At 60.9% G+C, this 20,324-nt stretch carries 18 protein-coding genes and 1 riboswitch; of the genes, 13 read left to right on the top strand and 5 right to left on the bottom strand.

The features are described 5' to 3' along the window. The first annotated feature begins 33 nt into the window (after positions 1–33). The 6 genes from ABR989_RS05975 to ABR989_RS05950 all read left to right on the top strand — a co-directional run bounded on the left by ABR989_RS05975 (position 34) and on the right by ABR989_RS05950 (position 3,338). Positions 34–615, top strand: coding sequence for a Maf family protein (locus ABR989_RS05975; RefSeq protein ID WP_428126540.1), 582 nt, complete (start codon positions 34–36; stop codon positions 613–615). Between the two features lie 14 nt (positions 616–629). Next, entirely contained in the window at positions 630–1,319 is a 690-nt protein-coding gene (locus tag ABR989_RS05970; RefSeq protein WP_428126537.1) for a YggS family pyridoxal phosphate-dependent enzyme, read from the top strand. A 12-nt stretch (positions 1,320–1,331) separates the two neighbouring features. Next, positions 1,332–2,171, top strand: a complete 840-nt coding sequence (proC, locus tag ABR989_RS05965) for a pyrroline-5-carboxylate reductase (RefSeq protein ID WP_428126535.1) — start codon at positions 1,332–1,334, stop codon at positions 2,169–2,171. A gap of 15 nt (positions 2,172–2,186) precedes the next feature. Beyond that, positions 2,187–2,489, top strand: a complete 303-nt coding sequence (locus tag ABR989_RS05960) for a YggT family protein (RefSeq protein WP_428126532.1) — start codon at positions 2,187–2,189, stop codon at positions 2,487–2,489. Positions 2,490–2,527: 38 nt separating this feature from the next. Then, positions 2,528–2,821, top strand: coding sequence for a DUF167 domain-containing protein (locus ABR989_RS05955; protein WP_428126530.1), 294 nt, complete (start codon positions 2,528–2,530; stop codon positions 2,819–2,821). Between the two features lie 124 nt (positions 2,822–2,945). Beyond that, positions 2,946–3,338, top strand: coding sequence for an FmdB family zinc ribbon protein (locus ABR989_RS05950; protein WP_428126528.1), 393 nt, complete (start codon positions 2,946–2,948; stop codon positions 3,336–3,338). Positions 3,339–3,520: 182 nt separating this feature from the next. Here the strand turns inward: ABR989_RS05950 and ABR989_RS05945 are convergent, their stop codons facing one another. Next, on the bottom strand, positions 3,521–3,706 hold the full coding sequence (locus tag ABR989_RS05945; protein ID WP_428126525.1) for a hypothetical protein: 186 nt from the start codon (positions 3,704–3,706) through the stop codon (positions 3,521–3,523). A gap of 15 nt (positions 3,707–3,721) precedes the next feature. On the opposite strand from ABR989_RS05945, the gene ABR989_RS05940 reads away from it, so the two are divergent. Together ABR989_RS05940 and ABR989_RS05935 are read left to right on the top strand one after the other, a co-directional pair. Further along, positions 3,722–5,290 (top strand): choice-of-anchor D domain-containing protein, encoded by a 1,569-nt coding sequence (locus ABR989_RS05940; protein WP_428126523.1) that lies wholly within the window; start codon positions 3,722–3,724, stop codon positions 5,288–5,290. A 391-nt stretch (positions 5,291–5,681) separates the two neighbouring features. Continuing rightward, positions 5,682–9,041 carry a choice-of-anchor Q domain-containing protein gene (locus tag ABR989_RS05935; RefSeq protein ID WP_428126521.1) on the top strand — a complete coding sequence of 1,120 codons (3,360 nt, stop codon included), beginning with the start codon at positions 5,682–5,684 and terminating at the stop codon, positions 9,039–9,041. On the opposite strand, the gene ABR989_RS05930 is transcribed toward ABR989_RS05935, so the two are convergent. Then, entirely contained in the window at positions 9,038–9,160 is a 123-nt protein-coding gene (locus tag ABR989_RS05930; protein WP_428126519.1) for a hypothetical protein, read from the bottom strand. The two genes, ABR989_RS05935 and ABR989_RS05930, sit on opposite strands and share 4 nt — an antisense overlap. Positions 9,161–9,487: 327 nt before the next feature. After that, positions 9,488–9,556: riboswitch (Fluoride riboswitch) on the top strand. A 130-nt stretch (positions 9,557–9,686) separates the two neighbouring features. Between ABR989_RS05930 and ABR989_RS05925 the strand changes: the two genes are divergently transcribed. Continuing rightward, the gene (locus ABR989_RS05925; protein WP_428126517.1) at positions 9,687–10,862 is read left to right on the top strand and encodes a cation:proton antiporter; all 1,176 of its coding nucleotides are present in this window, start codon (positions 9,687–9,689) and stop codon (positions 10,860–10,862) included. A gap of 13 nt (positions 10,863–10,875) precedes the next feature. After that, the gene (locus tag ABR989_RS05920; RefSeq protein ID WP_428126515.1) at positions 10,876–11,295 is read left to right on the top strand and encodes a universal stress protein; all 420 of its coding nucleotides are present in this window, start codon (positions 10,876–10,878) and stop codon (positions 11,293–11,295) included. A 494-nt stretch (positions 11,296–11,789) separates the two neighbouring features. On the opposite strand, the gene ABR989_RS05915 is transcribed toward ABR989_RS05920, so the two are convergent. From ABR989_RS05915 to ABR989_RS05905, 3 genes are read right to left on the bottom strand one after another with little or no spacing between them, the layout of a single operon-like run. Next, positions 11,790–12,725, bottom strand: a complete 936-nt coding sequence (locus ABR989_RS05915; RefSeq protein ID WP_428126512.1) for a hypothetical protein — start codon at positions 12,723–12,725, stop codon at positions 11,790–11,792. Further along, positions 12,725–13,675: a hypothetical protein gene (locus tag ABR989_RS05910; protein WP_428126509.1), complete on the bottom strand. Its 951-nt coding sequence runs from the start codon at positions 13,673–13,675 to the stop codon at positions 12,725–12,727. The genes ABR989_RS05915 and ABR989_RS05910 overlap by 1 nt, the downstream gene beginning before the upstream one ends. 27 nt (positions 13,676–13,702) lie before the next feature. Then, positions 13,703–15,091, bottom strand: a complete 1,389-nt coding sequence (locus ABR989_RS05905; protein WP_428126506.1) for a hypothetical protein — start codon at positions 15,089–15,091, stop codon at positions 13,703–13,705. A 686-nt stretch (positions 15,092–15,777) separates the two neighbouring features. Here ABR989_RS05905 and ABR989_RS05900 point away from each other — a divergent pair. The 3 genes from ABR989_RS05900 to ABR989_RS05890 are packed head-to-tail and all read left to right on the top strand — an operon-like array spanning position 15,778 to position 20,290. Further along, the gene (locus ABR989_RS05900; protein WP_428126503.1) at positions 15,778–16,734 is read left to right on the top strand and encodes an MDR/zinc-dependent alcohol dehydrogenase-like family protein; all 957 of its coding nucleotides are present in this window, start codon (positions 15,778–15,780) and stop codon (positions 16,732–16,734) included. Continuing rightward, positions 16,731–18,728 (top strand): hydantoinase/oxoprolinase family protein, encoded by a 1,998-nt coding sequence (locus tag ABR989_RS05895; protein WP_428126501.1) that lies wholly within the window; start codon positions 16,731–16,733, stop codon positions 18,726–18,728. The genes ABR989_RS05900 and ABR989_RS05895 overlap by 4 nt, the downstream gene beginning before the upstream one ends. Continuing rightward, the gene (locus tag ABR989_RS05890) at positions 18,725–20,290 is read left to right on the top strand and encodes a hydantoinase B/oxoprolinase family protein (RefSeq protein WP_428126498.1); all 1,566 of its coding nucleotides are present in this window, start codon (positions 18,725–18,727) and stop codon (positions 20,288–20,290) included. The genes ABR989_RS05895 and ABR989_RS05890 overlap by 4 nt, the downstream gene beginning before the upstream one ends. Positions 20,291–20,324: the final 34 nt, after the last annotated feature.

Genomic DNA, 20,324 nt, shown 5'->3' with positions numbered 1-20,324 from the left:
ACCTGATTCGTGAAGCGTGCGCGCAAATCCTCGATGGGCAATTCAACCAAAGTGATTCTTGCCTCGGCGTCGCCGCGCCGCCGTCAACTGTTGGGGGCAGCGGGAATTGAGTTCGAGGCGATCGAAAGCTTCGTGCCGGAGCGGCACGTCGCGGGCGAGTCGGCGCGCGACTACGCACTCAGGATGGCGCGGGGAAAGGCCGGCGCGGTTTCAGCGCGATTCCCGGCAGCGATTGTGATTGGCGCCGACACCATCGTGGTGTGCGAGACTCGAATTCTGGAAAAGCCTGCCAATGAGGACGATGCGCGCCGGATGCTCGAGATGCTCTCCGGACGCACCCACACGGTCGTGACCGCGTTTGCATTGGCGCGGGGCGGAAAGATCCTGGAGAGTTCGCCGGTCGAGAGCCAGGTCACTTTTCGCAGGCTGGCCGAGGCCGAAATCGACGATTACATCGCTACCGAAGAACCGTTCGACAAGGCCGGGGCTTACGGGATTCAAGGCGTTGGCGGAGGATTTATTTCCCACGTCGAAGGATCGCGCGACAACGTGATGGGCCTGCCGACAGAGCGCGTCGTCGCGGCGCTCGCGCGATGGGGCGTGAAGCCTGCTTAGCCAAGGTCGTGGAAATGTCGATTGGAAATGAAATTGAACGGCGGCTGGAGACCGTGCGAGCGCGGATCGCCGTGGCTGCCCGCCGCGCCGGCCGCAATCCCGCCTCGATTCGTCTCGTGCTCGCGAGCAAGACGCAGCCAAGCGAGGCGATTCGCGCCGCATCGCGGGCAGGCGCGCGCGATTTCGGTGAGAACTACGTCCAGGAGGCGATTGCGAAGCGCGCCGAGCTGGCGGACTTGACGGAAATTCGATGGCATCTGATCGGCCATCTCCAAACCAACAAGGCAAAGGCGGCCGCAAGCGCATTCTCGCTCATTCACAGCGTCGATTCTGTCCGCCTGGCCGAGGCGCTGGGCCGGGCGCAACCGTCGCCGCGCGTCCACGCACTCATCGAAGTGAATCTCGGCGCCGAGGCGAGCAAGAGTGGAGTCGCTCCGGACAGAGTCGCCACCCTCCTGGACGCGGCTCGCGGCAAAATCGAAATCGAGGGCCTGATGACGATTCCGCCGCCCGCCGCGATCGCCGAGACGACGCGTCCCTACTTCGCGCGCCTGCGCGAGATGCGCGATCGCCTTGCAGTGCAATCGGGGCTTGCGCTAAGCGAACTCTCGATGGGGATGACCGACGACTTCGAAATCGCCATCGAGGAAGGCTCGACGATCGTGCGGATCGGACGCGCGGTATTCGGCGGACGCACAGCGTGAAAACGTGAAACAATGAAAAAACTCGGATTCATCGGCGGCGGTAACATGGCCGAGGCGCTCGCGCACGGCCTGATCCAGCACAAGGTATTCAAGCCGGCCGAAATTATTGTGTCCGACGTTGCGCCGGAGCGCCGGCGCAAACTCGCCCGCGCGCTCAAGATCGCGACGACGGACGACAATGCCGAGGTCGTGCGCGAGGCCGGGGCCGTCCTGCTCGCCGTCAAGCCGCAGACGATCGATGCGGTGATGGCGGAAATCGCGGCAGAACTGGCGAAAGCGGGCGGAAAAGCGGCCGGCAAAGGCAAGCTGTTCATTTCGATTGCCGCCGGTGTGACGATTGCGCGGCTGACCCGCGGGCTGGGTAAGCGCGCGCGAGTGATCCGCGTGATGCCGAACGCGCCCGCGATGGTGGGCCATGGGATGGCGGCGATGGTGCGTGCGCGCGGAGCGTCGGCGGGAGATGAGGCGTTCGCGCTGCGCATCTTCAGGGCGGTAGGCGACGCCGTCGCGCTCAAGGACGAAAATCTCCTGGACGTGGTCACTGCCCTCTCGGGCAGCGGCCCCGCTTACGTTTACCTGTTCGCCAAAGCGATGGCGGATGCTGCGGTGAGCGAGGGACTCCCGCGCGAACTGGCAATCCGGATGGCGCTGAAGACGATTCGTGGCGCCGAACACCTGATGCGCGAGTCCAAGCGCGAGGTCTCCGACTTGATTGCGGCGGTCGCTTCGCCGGGCGGCACAACCGAGGCCGCGCTGCGCCGATTCGCCGAGCATGGCTTTTCTGATATCGTGGCCGCCGCATTGCACGCCGCCAGCGATCGCTCACGCGAACTTGGCCGCGGGATCAACTAGCGGGAGCGCCATCGCGTGTACGCCTGGACCAACCTGATTATCTTCATCGCGCAGACCCTCGACGGTTTGCTGACGCTCTATTTGTATGTCGTGATCATTTCCGCGTTGATGACGTGGATCGAGCCGAATCCGTACAATCCGATCGTCCGCTTCATCTATTCGATCACGGAGCCGGTCTTCGAATGGTTCCGCGAACATATCCCGGTGGTGTTCGGCGGAATCGATTTTTCACCGCTGATCGTGATTATTGTCATCCAGCTCATCCAGCGCGTCGTCATTCCGAGCGTGGTGCACGCGCTGATTCCCGCATCCGTGTGAATCCGGGCGGCAATCCACCGGCGGGATACACGCCCTGGATGCGAGTGGCCGACGGCGAGGTAACGATCGAGGTAACGGCTCGGCCGGGCGCCTCGCGCCGAGGCGTCATCGGCACGAGTGGAGAGCGCCTCGTCGTCGGCGTCCATTCAGGGCCACAAAAAGGCAAAGCGAACGACGAACTGATCGAGTATCTCGCCGGTGAGCTGCGCGTCCCGCGATCGGCGCTGCTGATCGTTCGTGGGGCAACCTCGCGTCGCAAGACGATCCGAATCGTCACGCATGAGCCGGACAAGGCGGCCTCACGACTGCGGGATATTGGCAGACCAAAGTAACGTCTGCCGGCGAGACCGAGGCGAATCGAAGGCGAACAGTCGGCGTTTCGGTTGACTGCGTTGCTTTTCGTGGTTATTTAGGGGGGGTAGGGAGAGGTTTTCGATTAGCAGTCTGGGTTTTGCGATGCCAATTTACGAATACAAGTGCAACAAATGCGGCGTGTTCGAGGCGATGCAGGGGATTAAGGAATCCCCGCTCAAGAAATGTCCTACCTGCAACAGCAAGGTCGAGCGGCAGATGTCGCGCGGCTCGTTCATCCTGAAGGGCAGCGGATGGTACGCGAGCGACTACGCCAAGAAGAGCACCCCGAGCAGCGCGGACTCGGATTCAACGGCGCCGCCGGCCACGCCCGCGACCAACGGTAGTACGGCATCGTCGAGCGATTCGTCGGCGAAGGCGGCTGGCGAGTCGAAGCCGGCGTCGGAATCCAAATCGGCGTCATCGGAATCCAAAAAAACGTCCTCGGAGTCCAAATCGTCGTCTGAAAAGTCTGCGTCGGCCAAAGCCGCCGACTAATCCTCTTAGAGAAACACGCTCGACGCGCCCGAGAATAATTTGGCAATGAGACGCGCGGCGCAAGTGAGCGAGAGTGCGCATCAGCTTCAGCAAGACCAAGGAAAAGCTCCGACCGCTTGCACATGGAGGCCGTCGGGTCTATAGCAAAGCTGGAATCGGAGACTCAAAACGGAAATTCCGGCTTAATTGCCAGTTACAACTCGGAACGACCGAGTGATGAAGTTCCAAGTTGTGCGCGCCACGGGATGGCATTGGCGGCCGTTGGGGATTGCGGCCGGGATGATTGCCGTCGCGCTGTATGCGGCTATCGTGGTCGCGAGCGGCACCACTGCCGACGGTGTGCTGGGGCACAGCTCGATTTCACCCATTCGACGCCCAACCTGGTGGACGCTAAAGGGCTGTCTAGTCCTGATGCGGTGGCGATCGACGCCAGCGCCACGCCAAATCGAGTTTACGTGGCGGATGAAAACAACAACCGGGTGCTGGGCTGGACAGACGCGGACTCGTTCACCAACGGCGCTCCTGCCGACCTGGTGATCGGGCAGCCCGATTTTATCTCCTCTAATTGCAACGCCACCGGCGCCGGCAGCCTTTGCAAACCAAATGGAGTCGCGGTGGATGGCGCGGGCAACCTTTATGTGGCGGATGGAACCAACAGCCGGGTGCTGGAGTACAACGCCCCGCTGAGCACCGGTGCCGCTGCCAATATGGTCTTTGGCCAGGGCGGAAGCTTCACGTCGAACGCGTGCAATTTCGACGGCGGCGACATTCTCCCCGCTCTCAGGTCGCCCTCCGCCAATGACCTCTGCTCTCCATCTGGAGTCGCAGTGGACGGCGCGGGCAACCTCTACGTGGCGGATGGAAGCAACAACCACCGGGTGTTGGAGTACAACACTCCGCTCAATGCGGGCAGTGGCGAAATCGGCGCTGGCGACACCACGGCAGATACGGTCTTTGGCCAAGGCGGGAACTTTACGTCGAGAAAATGCAATGACGGCGGGATCAGCGCCAGCAGCCTGTGCGTTCCAACCGGCGTCGCGGTGGACGCGTCGGGCAACGTCTACGTAGCCGATAGCGTCAACGACCGGGTGCTGGAGTACAACACTCCGCTTAGCACCGGCACCATCGGCGACAGGGTCTTTGGCACGTGCGCCAGTTTCACGTCGTTTGCATGCACTGGGATCAGCGCCAACAGCCTGAGCGACCCGAAAGGAGTCGCAGTGGACGAGTCCGGTAACCTCTACGTGGCTGATTTCGGTAACAGCCGGGTGCTGAAGTACAACCAGCCGCTGCTGGCGGTTACCGCAACCCCAACAGCAACGCCGGCCGGCACTCCAACGGCGACGGCAACCGCGACCGCGACCGCCACGCCAACGGCGATTGCAACGAGTACCGGCGGCACGCCGACAGCCACTCCGACGCCAACGTCGACCAAGACCGGCGGCACGCCGACAGCCACCCCGACGCCAACGTCGACCAAGACCGGCGGCACGCCGACAGCCACCCCGACGCCAACGACGAAGACCGGCGGCACATCAACGCCGACCGCGACTGCTGCGACGCCAACGCCGACCGCAACTGCGACGCCGACCGCCACGCCGACTCCTATCTCGGAGAAGCTGACCATCAGTCCCAGTTCGCTGGCATTCGGAAAAAAGGTGGCAGTCGGAACTACCAGCGCGCCCAAGACGGTCACGATCAAGAACGCGGGTAAGAAGAGAACAGGTCTGGCGGTGAGCATCGAGAGCGAGAGCGCGTCGCCATCGGTGTTCGCGGTCAAGTCGGAATGCGAAAAAACGCTCGATCCCGGCAAGAGTTGCAACGTATCGGTGACCTTCACGCCGACGAACACGACGCCGCAAAGCGGAGAGTTGACCATCAATGACAACGTGATCGGCTCGCCGCAGTCCGTTTCTCTGTCGGGAACCGGCAAGGACCCCAAGAAGAAATAGGGGCCACCGCCGCCTTCCTTAGCGACTCTTTCCGTTATCAGCGACTCTCTCCGTCATCAGCGACTCTCTCTGTCATCCCGACCGAAGCGGAGGGACCCCGGATCTTTTTCTTTGCTCTGCGTGGCGGTTGTTGCGAAACGCACGGCGCACGTGAGCGAGAACACCGCTTGATGCCGGCGTCTTCGGACCAGTTTCAATTCCGCGCGCCCTGATCCCGCGATTCACTCGCGCTCCGGTTGCGCCGGAAATCCCGTCCCTCAAGTCTAAACTTAATGTCACACTAAGAACACACTTTCAGTTGACAGCGCTAACCCTGTTCATGATACCATCCCCACGCTAACGTTGGTGGGGAAGGCTAACCGTTACGCGAGACAGGGGAGGAAACTCTACCATGAAGCGTGTGTGGGCCTTAGCGCTTTCAGCTAATAGAGTTCTGAGCACAAGCACGATCATCCTGCTGGCCGTGGCCATCGCGACGTTCGCGTGGTCAGGCAGGGCGGCGGCAGAGTCCGAAGAGGCCGGGCAGGAGTTGCAGAATTATTTCAGCAACGCCAACACCACCGGCGGACAGGCCTACGTCAATATCATTGCTCCCCTCGAGGGAGATCCAACGGCCACGGCCCCCTACGCGATAGCGGGCGAAACTTGCGCGATGATCTACGTCTTCAATACTGAGCAGGCGATGCAGGCCTGCTGCGGATGCCCGCTGACCGCGGATGCTCTGTTGACCTTCAACATCTCAACCCAATTGGCGAACAACCCGGTGGCGTTAGGGACCATCCTCCACGACGGCGTGATCCGTATTCTCTCGAGCTTGCCAAATTCCACACCGGGGGATCCGCCCGGAGATGACGTGTTTTGCGACCCCAGCACCAGCGTCTGCTGCGATCCTACCGCGTCGGGCGCCGGTTTGACGCTGACCGTCGGTTCGAAACTGGTGGCTTGGGCGGACCACATACAGAATACCCAGATCACCGAAGACGCGTTCCAGGCCGATGTTCCGCATGCGGAGGAACTCGCCTCACTGACCGGCTCACTGCCGGAAGCGTGCGCCGATATCCTTAAGTTGGGTACCGGTCAGGGCGTCTGCACCTGCCCCTTCGGCGATCCGAGCGTGCCGATCCCGCCGACTCCGACCCCGACCGCGACCGCTACCCCGACCGCGAGCGCAACCGCTACGGCGACAGCAACTGCAACTGCCACTCAGACTGCAACGGCGACGGCAACCGCGACTGCAACTGCAACTTTAACGGCAACGCCAACTGCGACGGCGACCGCAACCGCGACTGCAACGGCGACTGCGACCGACACGGCTACCTTAACCGCGACGCCGACGGCGACTGCAACCGCCACTCAGACTGCAACGGCGACGGCAACCGCAACCGCGACTGCGACCGCCACGGCTACCGATACGGCGACGGCAACCGCGACTGCGACCGCCACGGCTACCGATACGGCGACGGCAACCGCGACTGCGACCGCCACGGCTACCGATACGGCGACGCCGACGGCAACCGCGACTGCAACTGCGACTTTAACGGCAACGCCAACTGCGACGGCGACTGCGACCGACACGGCTACCTTAACCGCGACGCCGACGGCGACTGCAACCGCCACTCAGACTGCAACGGCGACGGCAACCGCAACCGCGACTGCGACCGCCACGGCTACCGATACGGCGACGGCAACCGCGACGGCGACTGCGACCGACACGGCTACCTTAACGGCGACGCCGACGGCTACTGCAACCGCAACCGCGACTGCGACCGCGACCGACACGGCTACCGATACGGCGACGCCGACGGCAACCGCGACTGCGACCGACACGGCTACTGCAACGCCGACTGCAACCGCAACACCTAGTTTAACCGTCGACAGCACCGCCGACCCCGCGGGAAGCACTTCCGACAACGGGTTCTGCACGCTCCGTGAAGCGATCAACAACGCCAACAGCCCGGGCGTGGATACCACGGGCGGGGACTGCTGGGTCCCCACCGCAGGCACCCCCGACGACATCACTTTCAGCGTCACCGGCACCATCACGCTAACCAGCAGTCTCCCCGCAATCCTAAGCACGAGTATTACGGGTCTTACGTCGGTTACGATCGATGGGACCGGGCAGAGCATCACGATCAACGGCCTCAACGGCCTCAATGCTTACCAAATACTTTCGGTGAACTCGGGCGCTATGCTCACCCTGAATGACCTGACGATTGAAAACGGCAGTTCGGGAAGCTACGGCGGCGGCGTCTGGAATTCCGGCACCCTGAACGTCACCAACAGCACCTTCTCCGGCAACAGCGCGGGGATCGAGGGCGGCGGCGTCTGGAATTCCGGCACCCTGAACGTCACCAACAGCACCTTCTCCGGCAACATCGCGGGGATCGAGGGCGGCGGCATCTACAACATTTTGGGCACTGTGAACGTCACCAACAGCACCTTCTCCGGCAACAGCGGGGGCGACGGCGGCGGCATCTACAACGATTCTGGCACCACCACCGTAACTAACTCCATCCTGGCCACGGACACGGGCGGAAACTGCGCGGGGTTCGGGACGCCGCCTGTCACCGACGGCGGCTACAATATCTCCGACGACACTACGTGTGGTTTTACGGCTACCGGCAGCTCCAATAGCACCAATCCTCTCCTCGCCACCGCTGGGTTGGTGAATAACGGCGGGCCCACCCAGACCATCGCACTTCAGGCCGCGAGTCCGGCTGTCGATGTGATCCCGAGCGGGGTCGGGAACGCAAATTGTCCGGGATTCGACCAGCGTGGCGATCCGCGGCCCGCCCCCGGATTCAGCAATTGCGACATCGGCGCGTACGAGCTTCAGCCGATAATCGTCAACACGCTGGCTGATACAGGCTCGGTGGGAGTTTGCGCCCTGCGCGACGCGATCACCGCAGCCAACAGTCAGGCCGCCGTGAACGGATGCGCCGCAGGCACCGGCAACGACCTCATCACTTTCAGCGTCACCGGCACGATCCTGCTGGGCAGCACGCTCACCGCAATCACGAATACCTCGCCCGCTAGTCTCACGATCGATGGCACCGGGCAGAACATCATCATCAACGGCGGCGGTACTTACGGAGTACTTTCGGTGAGCGGGGGCGCTACGCTCACCCTGAATGACCTGACGATTGAAAACGGTAGTGCGACGTTCGGCGGCGGCATCGAAAACAACGGCACGCTGACCGTCACCAACAGCACCTTCTCCGGCAACAACGCGTCTGCCAACGGCGGCGGCATCTACAACGAGGTTGGCACTCTGAACCTCACCAACAGCACCTTCTCGGCCAACAGCGCGGGTAACGTCGGCGGCGGCGTCTGGAATTCCGGCACCTTGAACGTCACCAACAGCACCTTCTCGGCCAACAGCGGGGGTGTCGGCATCTACAACTCTGGCACCGCCACCGTAACTAACTCCATCTTGGCCGCGGACACGGGTGGAAACTGCTCAGGTACGATCGCCGACGGCGGCTACAACATCTCCGACGACGCAACCTGTGGTTTTACGGCGACGGGGAGCGCCAATAGTAAGAATCCGCTGCTCGCCGCCGCTGGGTTGGCGAATAACGGCGGGCCTACGTATACGATCGCGCTTCAGTCCACGAGTCCGGCTATCGATGTGATCCCGAGCGGGAGCGCAAATTGTCCGGGATTCGACCAGCGCGGCGCACCGCGACCCGCGCCCACATACACCGACTGCGACATCGGCGCGTACGAGTACGGCGGCGTGGTTCCCTAGCCCACGCCGCCCGCAACCGCGACTGCGACTGCAACTGCCACGCCAGCAGCGGGAACCGGAAAGAACCCCAAGAAGAAATAGGGGCCGCCGCTGCCTTCCTTAGCGATTCTTTCCGTCATCAGCGACTCTTTCCGTCATCCCGACCGAAGCGGAGGGACCCCGGATCTTTTTCTTTGCTCTGCGTTTATTTTCCTAGCCTTGTAACCGTCTTCGGCGATGCGGGACAGTACGACGGGCGGCGATGTGGCGGTTGTTGCGAAACGCGCGGCCGCGCCCTCTCCCGTTCTAGCAGGGCCTTACGACTTTGCTCAGGGTGAACTCCGCCCGCATCTTTGTTCTAATATTGGGTGCAGGGGTCACCCCCTGCGGGTCACCCCTGCCACAACTTTCGCTGATAATTCCCAACACCGTCGCGATTGACTGAAAAGGACGGCCTGCTAAAGTTAATCGAGACTGGTGATGGGGTTCACCAAAACCGCTCTGCTCCGAGCAGGGCTGACGACCCCTACCGAGGCCGTAAGGCCGGTAGGGGTTTTCGTTTATATCCCTACCGGACATTCGTTGGCGCGACACGAGCGGCGATCGAAATAGCGCTCGCGCGAACATATTAGCGCCGCACGCGAGCCGTGCGATGGAGGCAGTCGAATGCAGAATGTCTGGTTCGTAGCATCGGCGTGGATGGGGATAGCGTTCCTGGCAAGCCTGATCTCGATTCGTTTGGGCGTGTCAGTGGCGTTGATCGAAATCCTGCTCGGCGTCGTTGCAGGCAATACCTTTCATATTCAGTCGAACGAGTGGGTCAGTTTCCTTGCCACCTTCGGCGCCGGCTTGCTGACGTTCCTCGCCGGAGCGGAAATCGACCCCGAATCGCTTCGTTCACATTTAAAACAGAGCATGGCCATCGGCGTCATTGCATTCCTCATCCCGTTCCTCGGGGTCCTGGCGTTCGCGTACTGGGTGGCTGGCTGGACGTATCACGAGGCGCTCATCGCAGGTATAGCTCTGTCCACGACCTCGGTTGCGGTGGTGTACGCCGTGCTGGTTGAGAGCGGGCTGAACCGAACTGAGCTTGGCAAGATGATACTCGCGGCTTGTTTCATCAACGACTTCGGAACCGTGCTGGCGCTGGGAGTGTTCTTCGCGAATTTCAATCGCTGGATGGTGTTGTTCGTGGTGCTGATGGCAGTGACGCTTTATTTTCTGCCGTCGTGCACGCGCGCGATTATCAAAAGTTTGGGCGCGACTCGCGTGAGCGAGCCGGAAGTAAAATTCCTCTTTCTGGTTCTCTTCTTCCTTGGCGGTCTCGCGAAGGTGGCGAATAGCGAGGCGGTCCTGCCGGCTTATCTCGCGGGCTTGGTCGTCGCCGGAGTATTCCTGAACGACCGCGTGCTGGTAAACCGGATGCGGTCGATCGCATTCACGATGCTGACACCCTTCTACTTCATCAAGGCGGGTCTGTACGTTTCACTGCCTGCCCTGATTCCGACGGCGGGGTTAGTCATGGTATTGCTGGGAATCAAAATGTTGACGAAATTTACAGGTGTATGGCCGCTCAGTTACGGCTTTGGCATACCGTCGCGCGAGCGCATGTACACGACGATGCTGATGTCCACGGGGCTGACGTTCGGCACCATCTCGGCACTCTTCGGTCTCGAAAACCACATTATATCGCAAGCTCAATACACCGTGCTCGTGACCGTCGTGATTCTAAGCGCCGTGGTGCCGACTCTGATTGCCGAGCGCTTCTTCATGCCCGATACTGGTGCTGAGGCGGCCCGTGAAAAACACGCTCAACCGCCGGTTCGTGCCGCTAACGAATAGGAGAATGTTGCCAATGTACCGGAATATAGCCTGCGCGTTCGACGGCTCCGATTGCTCCAGACGGGCGCTAGACGTGGCGCTACATCTGGCGCGGGCCGACCAGCAGAAGCTGTGGATGATCTTCATCGAGGAAATGCCTCGTTATCCCGGTGCTCCGAGCGAGACTAACGAAGAGCTCGAGCGCGCGGATGCGATCTTCGATAAGCTTCGGGATGAAGCGCTTGAGGCAGGCAAGAAGTACGGTGTCGAAGTGGTCGCGGAAAAACGCGTGGGCCATCCCGCCCAGGCGCTCGTGCGCTACGTGAAAGATGCCGGCATCGATCTCTTGGTGATGGGCCACACGGGACACTCGAAGCTCTGGGGCACGTTTCTCGGGACGACGGCCGACAAGGTTGTCAGCCACGCGACATGTTCGGTGCACGTCGTTCGATGAAAGATGCTGCCCCCGCGAAAAACGGCGAAGTCGAGCGATTCGTCGGCGAAGGCGGCTGGCGAGTCGAAGCCGGCGTCGGAATCGAAGTCGGCGTCATCTGAGTCGAAAACGTCCTCATCCAAAACATCTTCCCAGTCCAAATCGTCGTCCGAAAAGTCTGCGTCGGCCAAATCCGCCGACTGATCTTCCTTAGCGACTCTTTCCGTCATCAGCGACTCTTTCCGTCATCAGCGACTCTTTCCGATCATCAGCGACTCTTTCCGATCATCAGCGACTCTTTCCGTCATCAGCGACTCTTTCCGTCATCCCGACCGAAGCGGAGGGACCCCGGATCTTTTTCCTTGCTCTGCGTTTATTTTCCTAGCCCTGTAACCGTCTTCGGCGATGCAGGACAGTACAACGGGCGGCGATGTGGCGGCTGTTGCGAAACGCGCGGCCCCGCCTTCTCGCCCGCGCCAAATCTCACCGACCATGTACTGGCGGCTTTCATTGCCTTATAAGCCCGTTTGTATCCAGTTGGTCCCGTTACAGCGAATAGCACAATGCATGGTTCCGCCACTTGTAGCCGTAGCCCCTAGCGAGCAGGCTGCCGTTGAGTCCGATTCGGTTTGCGTTTCGCCTTCAATAGAAGGAGCAAAAGTACCAAAACTTGCCAGCGGTTGCGCGATGCCCGAGATAAGTATCGGATACAGCGGCTTGAACGCTACAAGATCTGCTACCCACTGCGCTGATGAGCTTATAGCGGCGGTTTCAGTACCCGTCGCGCCGATTGGATAAGCCCATGCCTGCGTTGTCAGATTCAGAAACCTCACGGAGTCAGTCGGCGCGGTAAACGACCCGGTACCAAGCTGGTAGTCGCCAGCTACAACAGCGATGCCCATGCCAGTCGGCGCGGTCCACGTCCCGGCGCCCAGTTGAGCAAAGAACGCCATCAGGTAATCGCCAGCTAGAGTGGTTGTGACTGTTGGCGCTGCCGGTGCCGTGCTAATTCCGCTGGCATTGCTTGCCACATCAAATACTGAAATGTTCGAGACGACATACGTCCTCATATCAAAAGGCAGCGTGCCCGTCCACGAGAAAGTGTAAGGAGGACTCTCACTCGCACCAAACACTTTGAAATAAAGCGCCTGACATAATCCAGTAGCCGAAGCCACGGAATTAGGAATCAGTGTCCATCCAGAGGGCGGTGTGATTGTTTGACAGGCGGTCGAGCTTCCAAGCAGCACTTGGATAACTCCCGCTAGATTTTCAAGATTTGCTGCTATTGAATTAAACGGATAGGCTTGCCCAGAACTTCCGGTCCAGGATTGTGTGTCGACCACAGAATCACTGTCAGTGAAGGTTGACCCGCCCAGAAACTGCGCCTGCGCGACCGCTGGCGACAACGCATATAGTAACGCGACCGCAATAAGAAACGAGATTTTACGCATTAGTAGCTTGGAACCTCCTCGTTGTACACGCTATTCCACGTCTCATAGGCATTGGTAGAATTGCCGGGGTTGATATAACATACATAGGAAGCGTAATCAGTAGGAGCTGGATTAATGCCAGCCACACTATTAACTTGAAATTCAGTGCAGCCCCCCGCTGGTACTTGAACCGGTGCAGTTTGATCGGTTGCGTAGTTCTGATTTCCTAGATTGCAGCGGAATACGGCCAGTGTCGGAGCTGAGCGAAAATTACAGAATTGAACTAACACAACCTGAAGTGGTGAATAAAAATAAACACCATTGCCCTCGCCAGCCTCGAACCCACCGTTGTCGCCAGCAACGGCTGTTTCGATGTTCGCGGGGAGAGCTAAGGCTGCTCTGGGGCTGGCGTTACCCGGATGATTACCTATGCCGGTGCCATTGCCCTGAAATGTCGGTGAAATCGCTTGAACGCTCGAACGAGAGAGGTACTCCCATTTCGATATGGCGTCGTCGTACTGAAAAAGTATATCTTCAACATCATTCGGCCAAGTCTCAGGAATCAGTGTGTTTGGCTGATTAGTAATCGAATTTTGGAACAGGAACATACTGCCCCAAGTCGGAACCCTGCCGCCAGTAGAGTCCTGGGTAAGCCGTATTGTAAAGAACTGGCCCGGCGTCTGTCCCGCCCCCATGTTTATAGTTTGATTGGCCGTCACGGTGAGCGTTCCGATGCTGTACCCGGATGGGTTGCAGGTCCAACTGTTTGACGCCAGCGTGCAGGCCGACTTACTTGCGATGACCATGCCGGTCCCGGTGGCCAGCGTCGCGACACAGGCGTTGTAGGCCTGCCAATTAGTTAGATCCGATCCCTGAGCGTTTACAGGATCGCAGGGCGCGGCCATCGCGAAAGAGCCGAGGCATCCAAGTCCTAAGATGATAAATAAGATCAACACCAGTGATTTTATCATCGCAAGTCTCCATTCAGAGTTTGCAACCTAAGCACCACCGCCGATGCTCTTAGCCGTGTCGAGCCAATCCAGTCCGCTGGTAGCGCCGTTGAAGAATCGGCGGAAAGTATCGTCGACCAAACGGCGGGTCGCCTTGCCACGTGACGCGGTAATTTGCTCTAGCGCAGACCAATAGTCCGCGAGGTTGAGAGGGTCTTCACCGCCCTCCTTCATGAGGTTCATCAACCGGTCTAGCTCGCCATCCAAGACTTTCATGTTCTTGGTATTACGAATGTATCCGCACGCAGCTACTAGCCCGAAAAGGAACGCGCTACTAGTGGAAAGCAGATAGCGCTTGTACGGATCGCTCGCGTAAGCGGCCATCATCGCCGGATGAAGGTCGGTGGCGATTCGCTTCAGCGTCGCGACGACATCCTCGATATCGCCCACCTTGTCTAGGTACGCTTCGTCTTCGAGATAGCGATCCGCTTCGGGCGCAGCGGAGACCTGCGCATTGTTGGCGATGAACGCTTCCGTTGCCAGGATGAGGTCTGAGGCAGCGAATTGTTCCTTGGGCTTGGTCATCCCGGGAATTTTCTCAATCTCATACCAGAGCTTGATTTGTGCGCGTATTTGCAGCTCCTCGATCAGTGGGCGTTTCATGATTTCAAGTTGAACCGGCAGGTTCATCCGCCTTTGCCCGGTGTTGAAAGTCACCATGAAATGCAGCAGGCCCCCAAGGTCTATGTTGTAGAAGACTTCATATCGCATCAGGCGAGTAAGAATCTTTTCAGTGGCAGCCTTCGGGTCGCCAGTTGCCTTGACCACTTCCGCGAAGTATTCCCATGCGTCTTTTGGAATCACGCCATCTGCGACAAGTTGCTCACGGTATAGGACGAGTAAGATCGCGATGCAGTAGCAATACAGTCGCTGCAATCCATCGATGATGGAACAGCGGATCGGGCCGGCGTCGATTTTTTCGACCTTTCCGTTTGAATGATTCAGCGCCGCCACCTTAGATTCCGGCATCAGCGCTCCTTCGATGTAATCCCGAATCAGCCGCCTGTAGATCGGGTCGATGACGTGGTCGAAGGGCGGGCGCTGCGAGAAGTTATCTGCAATAGAGACCCGCTGTATGTATGCGGCCAGCGGCTCTCGCACCTTGCCGACGTATCCCCCGGTCTTTGGATCGAGGTCAGGCTCTTCCACAAGCTGGATTGGTCCGGGCGGCTTGAGCAAACCTCCAAAGCCCATATTTTCAAGTTCTTCCTTGAGGTGAAGCAGTCGAGTGCGCAGTTTTTCCGCGCGCTCAAGGCGGGTTGGAGCCTTGGCCTTAATCTTCGTTCTTCTTCCCTTCATCTTTTTCGTTGCCCTCACTTCGGCTGCTATTTCGTCGTCGAAACTCGCAGTGTCTTCCGTAGCGGTTTGCACATCCATATTTTTTCTCGTGCCTGCGCTTTCTGGCGCTTTTGGGATGGCGGAAATCTAACCATAGAATTGGCTCTAAAACAATGAGCCTATTCAATTTAGGAGCCATTTAATTTGTAATTTGGCTCATCTCAGCCGCTTAGTCGAAAATGCGTGCAACTGGTTTCTGCTGATATTTCGGTCGTTTAGCTGGTCTATTTCAGTAGCAGCGCTTATCCCCACCACTGGCGGCATCAAATCGATTTCATAGTTGAAAGGTGCCTGCCCGCTGACAAGGAGGCCTCGGTGAGAAACCCACGCGCGATCATAGCCGCGCCCTCTCGCGCGCGCCATCATCCGACCTACCGATTGTCGCATCCAGATGAGGCCAATATGCTCCCCGGCTCTTTCCCCCTAACCCGTTCTAACAGGCCGCCAGGCCGCATCTTTGTTTTAATATTGGGTGCAGGGCTCAGCCCTGGCCGTGGCGACGGCAGCGCAGTATTAAGAAAGGAAAACACGGCGCGCCTGCGGGCAGGGGCCGCGCCCGCCAACGGCGGGCGGCCTTAATACTGGGTGCAGGGGTCACCCCTGCAATCACACGGTGGGTTTCACATTTAATTAAGTGATTTCCCTTCCCCGGCGCGCGTCCCCGGGACTGTCACCCCCTGCCTGGCTGTGGCAAGCCTACTGCTTTTTTGTTTGAATCGTGCGCGATGCGCGCGCTGGTATTCGATCGCAATCTGGAATTTCGCGCCGACTATCCCGATCCCGTTGCGGCGCCGGGCGAGAGTGTCGTCCGCGTCTCGCTCGCCGGCATCTGCGGAACCGACCTCGAGATCGCCGGCGGCTACATGCAATTTCGGGGAGTGCCGGGTCATGAATTCGTCGGCCGCGTAGTCGAATCGAACAACTCCTCGATCCGGGGAAAACGCGTCGTTGGCGAGATCAACGCGGGATGCGGGCGATGCGCGATATGCGCCGGCGGTCTCGCGCGCCATTGTCCCAATCGCACAGTGCTCGGAATCCTCGGGCGCGACGGCGCCTTTGCAGAATTCCTTCGTCTTCCCGACAGCAACCTGGTTGCGATTCCCGATTCGATTCCAGACGAGGTTGCGGTATTCACCGAACCGGTCGCCGCCGCGTACGAGATCTTCGAGCAGGTTCATCTATCGCGCAATCAGACGATCGCGGTGATAGGCGACGGCCGGCTCGGCGCGATCGTCGCGATGGCGCTCAAGGGCGAGAAGTACCAGCCGTTGGTAGCGGGCCATCATCGTGAGAAACTCGCGCGGCTGGCTGAACTCGGACTCGATACGGCCGAGGAATCTTCTGTGCGGGACAAATTCGAGGTCGCGATCGATTGCAGTGGAAGCGGATCGGGTTTTCGGCGCGCGGTTGAACTGGTCCGGCCGCGCGGAAAGATCATACTGAAGAGCACCGTGGCAGCGGCGGCTGAAATTAATCTGGCGCCAATCGTGGTGAATGAAATCAGCGTGATCGGTTCGCGATGCGGCCGCTTTGCGCCTGCGCTCGACGCACTCGCGGCCGGAAAAATCGATCCTCGCCCGCTGATCGATGGCATCTTCGCGCTCGACAGCGAAAACGGCCTGGCCGGTTTCGATGCCGCGAAGGATCCGCTCAATTTCAAAATACTGCTGAGAGCGCCGTGAAACGCCGCAGCCCCCGGCCATTGCGCGCCGGCCGAATCGTGGTCGGAATCGATACGGGCGGCACGTTCACCGATCTCGTCGCGATCGCCGGCGGTGAAATCCGCGTGCATAAAGTGCTCTCGACGCCGGCGGACCCTGCCGACGCTGTCATCCGCGGCCTGCGCGAGATGCTCGCGGGCATCGACGCGGCGCCGCAGTCCGTCACCTACAGTTCCACCGTCGCGACCAATGCGCTGCTCGAGAAAAAAGGCGCGCGCGTCGCACTGTTTACCAACGCAGGGTTCGAAGACCTCATCGAGATCGGGCGCCAGAACCGCGACGACCTGTACGCGCTGGCGCCTTCGCGACCCGAGCCGCTCGTCGGCCGCGCGATGCGCTTCGGCGTTGCCGAGCGCACGCTGTTCGACGGGATCATCATCAGATCGCTCAGCCGTGCGGAGCTTGCGCGAATTCGGCGGCTCGCTGCGCGCAGCGGCGCCGACGCATTCGCCATCTGCCTGCTTCACTCGTACGCCAATCCGAAAGGCGAGGAATCGATCGCGCGGGCGCTGGCGCCGCTCGGACGGCCGCTCTCGGTCTCGCATCGGATTGTCGCCGAGTATCGCGAATATGAGCGCTTCTCGACGGCGGTCGTGAATGCGTACGTCGCGCCGCGTATGTCGTCGCATCTGAAAAACCTGGAGACCCGGCTCGAAGGGGCGCGGCTTCGAGTGATGCAGTCCAACGGCAGCGCGATCGGCCTGGAGCTGGCGCGGGCAGAGCCGGTGCGAACGATTCTCTCCGGCCCCGCCGCGGGCGTGATTGGAGCGGCGAGCCTGGCGCGCGCATTCGGCGCCGATCGCTTCATCACGTTCGACATGGGCGGTACCTCGACGGATGTTTCGCTGTTTGATCGCCGCGCGCCAGTCCGCACGCTGAGTCATCCCGACGGATACGCGGTGCACACGCCGGTTTTGGACATTCACACCGTCGGCGCAGGCGGCGGCTCGATCGCGCGGATCGACGCAGGCGGTTCGCTCCGAGTCGGACCGGATAGCGCGGGAGCGGATCCCGGACCCGCGTGCTATGGACGCGGGGAGTCGTGCACCGTGACTGACGCCGACCTGATCGCGGGCAGATTGGTCGCGGGGAATTTCCTGGGCGGCCAAATGAAGCTTTATCCGGATCGCGCTCGGCGCGCATTGTCGCGGCTCGCGAGCGAGATGAAAACGAATCCGATTGCGGCGGCGCGCGGGATTATTCGCGTCGTCAACGCGAACATGGAGCGCGCGATTCGCGTGATCACGGTCGAGCGCGGGTACGATCCGCGCGACTTCGCGTTGCTGGCGTTCGGGGGCGCCGGCCCGATGCACGCGTGCGAACTGGCGCTCGATTTGGGTATCCGGCGAATCGTGATGCCGCGAAATCCCGGCCTGCTGTGCGCGTGGGGGGCGGCGAGCGCTCCTTTGGGCCGCGAGTATTCGCTGACGGTGCGCGAGACGAATCCGAACTATCGGGGCCTGCTCGCGCGCGCCTCGGGACTGGTCCGCCGCGCACACGCCGAGCTCGGGGCTGAAGGAGCGGCCGCGATTCGTCACGAACTGTGGGCCGACATGCGCTATCGGGGGCAGTCGTACGAACTCGAAATCGCGCTCACGCCCCGATTCGTCGCCGACTTTCATTCGACGCATCGCAGAACTTTCGGACATTGCTGCGCGAGTAGCGCCGTCGAAGTGGTGAATATCCGTATCCGCGCGGTCGCGGCGGCGTCGGTCGCCAGGCCGAAGCGAATCGCACGCCAGGTCGGGAAGCCAACGCCGGTTTCAAGCGGACCAGTGCTGGTTGGCGGACGGGAACGTGCGGCGCCGATCTACGATCGAGCCTCATTTGGCGCAGGCGCGCGCGTGCGCGGGCCGATCGTCGTCGTCGAGCTGAGTTCCACCGCGTACGTCGCGCCGGAATTCACTTTGCGCGTGGACGACTTCGGTAATCTCCAGTTGGAGGCGGCGCGATGAAGCTCGATTCGATCACGCTGGCCGTGATGAACAGTCGTCTTGCAGCGATTGCCGACGAGATGGGCGTTGTGCTCGGGCATACGGCGTTCTCGCCCAATATCAAGGAGCGGCACGATTTTTCATGTGCGATTTTCGACGCGCGCGGCGAGCTGGTCGCGCAGGCCGCACATATTCCGGTGCATCTCGGCTCGACGCCGCTCTCGGTGCGCGCGGCGATCGCGACGCTCGAGTTCGAGCGCGGCGACGTCGCCGCGCTGAACGACCCCTTCGCCGGCGGGACGCATCTGCCCGACTTGACGCTGGTCGCGCCGGTGTTTATCGGGATCGAGCGCCGCCCGTTCGCGTACGCCGCCAACCGGGCGCATCACGCGGACATGGGCGGGATCGCGCCGGGCTCGATGGCGCTCGCGACGGAGATTTACCAGGAAGGTTTCCGATTGCCTCCGGTGAAAATTGTCAGCGGCGGCGAGATTGCCCGCGACGTGATGACGCTGTTTCTCGCCAATACGAGAGTCCGCGAGGAGCGCGAGGGCGACCTGCGCGCGCAGATTGCCGCGTTGTCGGTCGGCGCCGAGCGGTTGCTGGCGATCGTAAAAACGTCGGGACGGAAAACGGTCGAAGCTGCGATGGACGGGCTCAAGGATTACGCCGAGCGCCTGATGATGGCCGCGCTTGCCGAGCTTCGGCCGGGAACCTATCGGGCGGAGGATTTTCTCGACGACGACGGATTCGGCACAGGTCCGATTCCAATTCGTGCCGCAATCAAAATAGGCGGCGGCAGGGCGTTCGTCGACTTCACCGGTTCCGCGCCGCAGGTGCGCGGTTCGGTCAACGCAAATTTCGCGGTCACCCTGTCCGCGACTTTCTATGTCATGAAATGCCTCGCGGCGGAGGCCGTGCCCGCCAACGAAGGCCTGATGCGCCCGATCAGTCTCCTCGCGCCGCCAGGCTCGATCGTCAACGCGTTGGCTCCAGCAGCGGTCGCGGGCGGAAACGTCGAGACCTCGCAGCGGATTGTTGACGTTCTGTTTCGCGCGCTCGCCAAGGCGGCGCCGAATCGCATCCCGGCGGCGAGTTCGGGCTCGATGTCGAATCTGACGGTCGGCGGCTTCGACCGATTTCGCGACCGCCATTTTTCTTACTACGAAACGATCGCCGGCGGCGCGGGCGCCGCAAAGGGCCGGCCCGGCGCGTCTGGCATCCACACTCACATGACCAACACGCTCAACACGCCGATCGAGGCGCTCGAGGCCTACTACCCGATGCGGATCACCGAGTATCGAATCCGGCGCCGCTCGGGTGGCCGTGGTCGCGCGCGTGGCGGCGACGGACTGATTCGTGAACTCGAGTGCCTTGTCGATTCGAACGTAAGCTTGCTCACTGAACGGCGGACAATCGCGCCGTACGGACTCGCCGGCGGAGGACCGGGCGCGACGGGGATGAACATTCTGGTGCGTGGCACGCGACGAACCAGGTTGCCCGGCAAAACGAATATCGATGTCAAAGCGCACGAGCGCATTCGAATCGAGACACCCGGCGGCGGCGCCTGGGGCCGTCGCTAAACGCGGAAGTGGCGCATCGACCGGCGGCCCGCTA

Origin of the sequence: Binatus soli (SeqCode), assembly GCF_050015535.1 — a bacterium.
GTDB lineage: Bacteria > Desulfobacterota > Binatia > Binatales > Binataceae > Binatus > Binatus soli.
The sequence above is the reverse complement of the archived record's forward strand: the minus strand, read 5'-3'. Positions and strand labels throughout refer to the sequence as shown.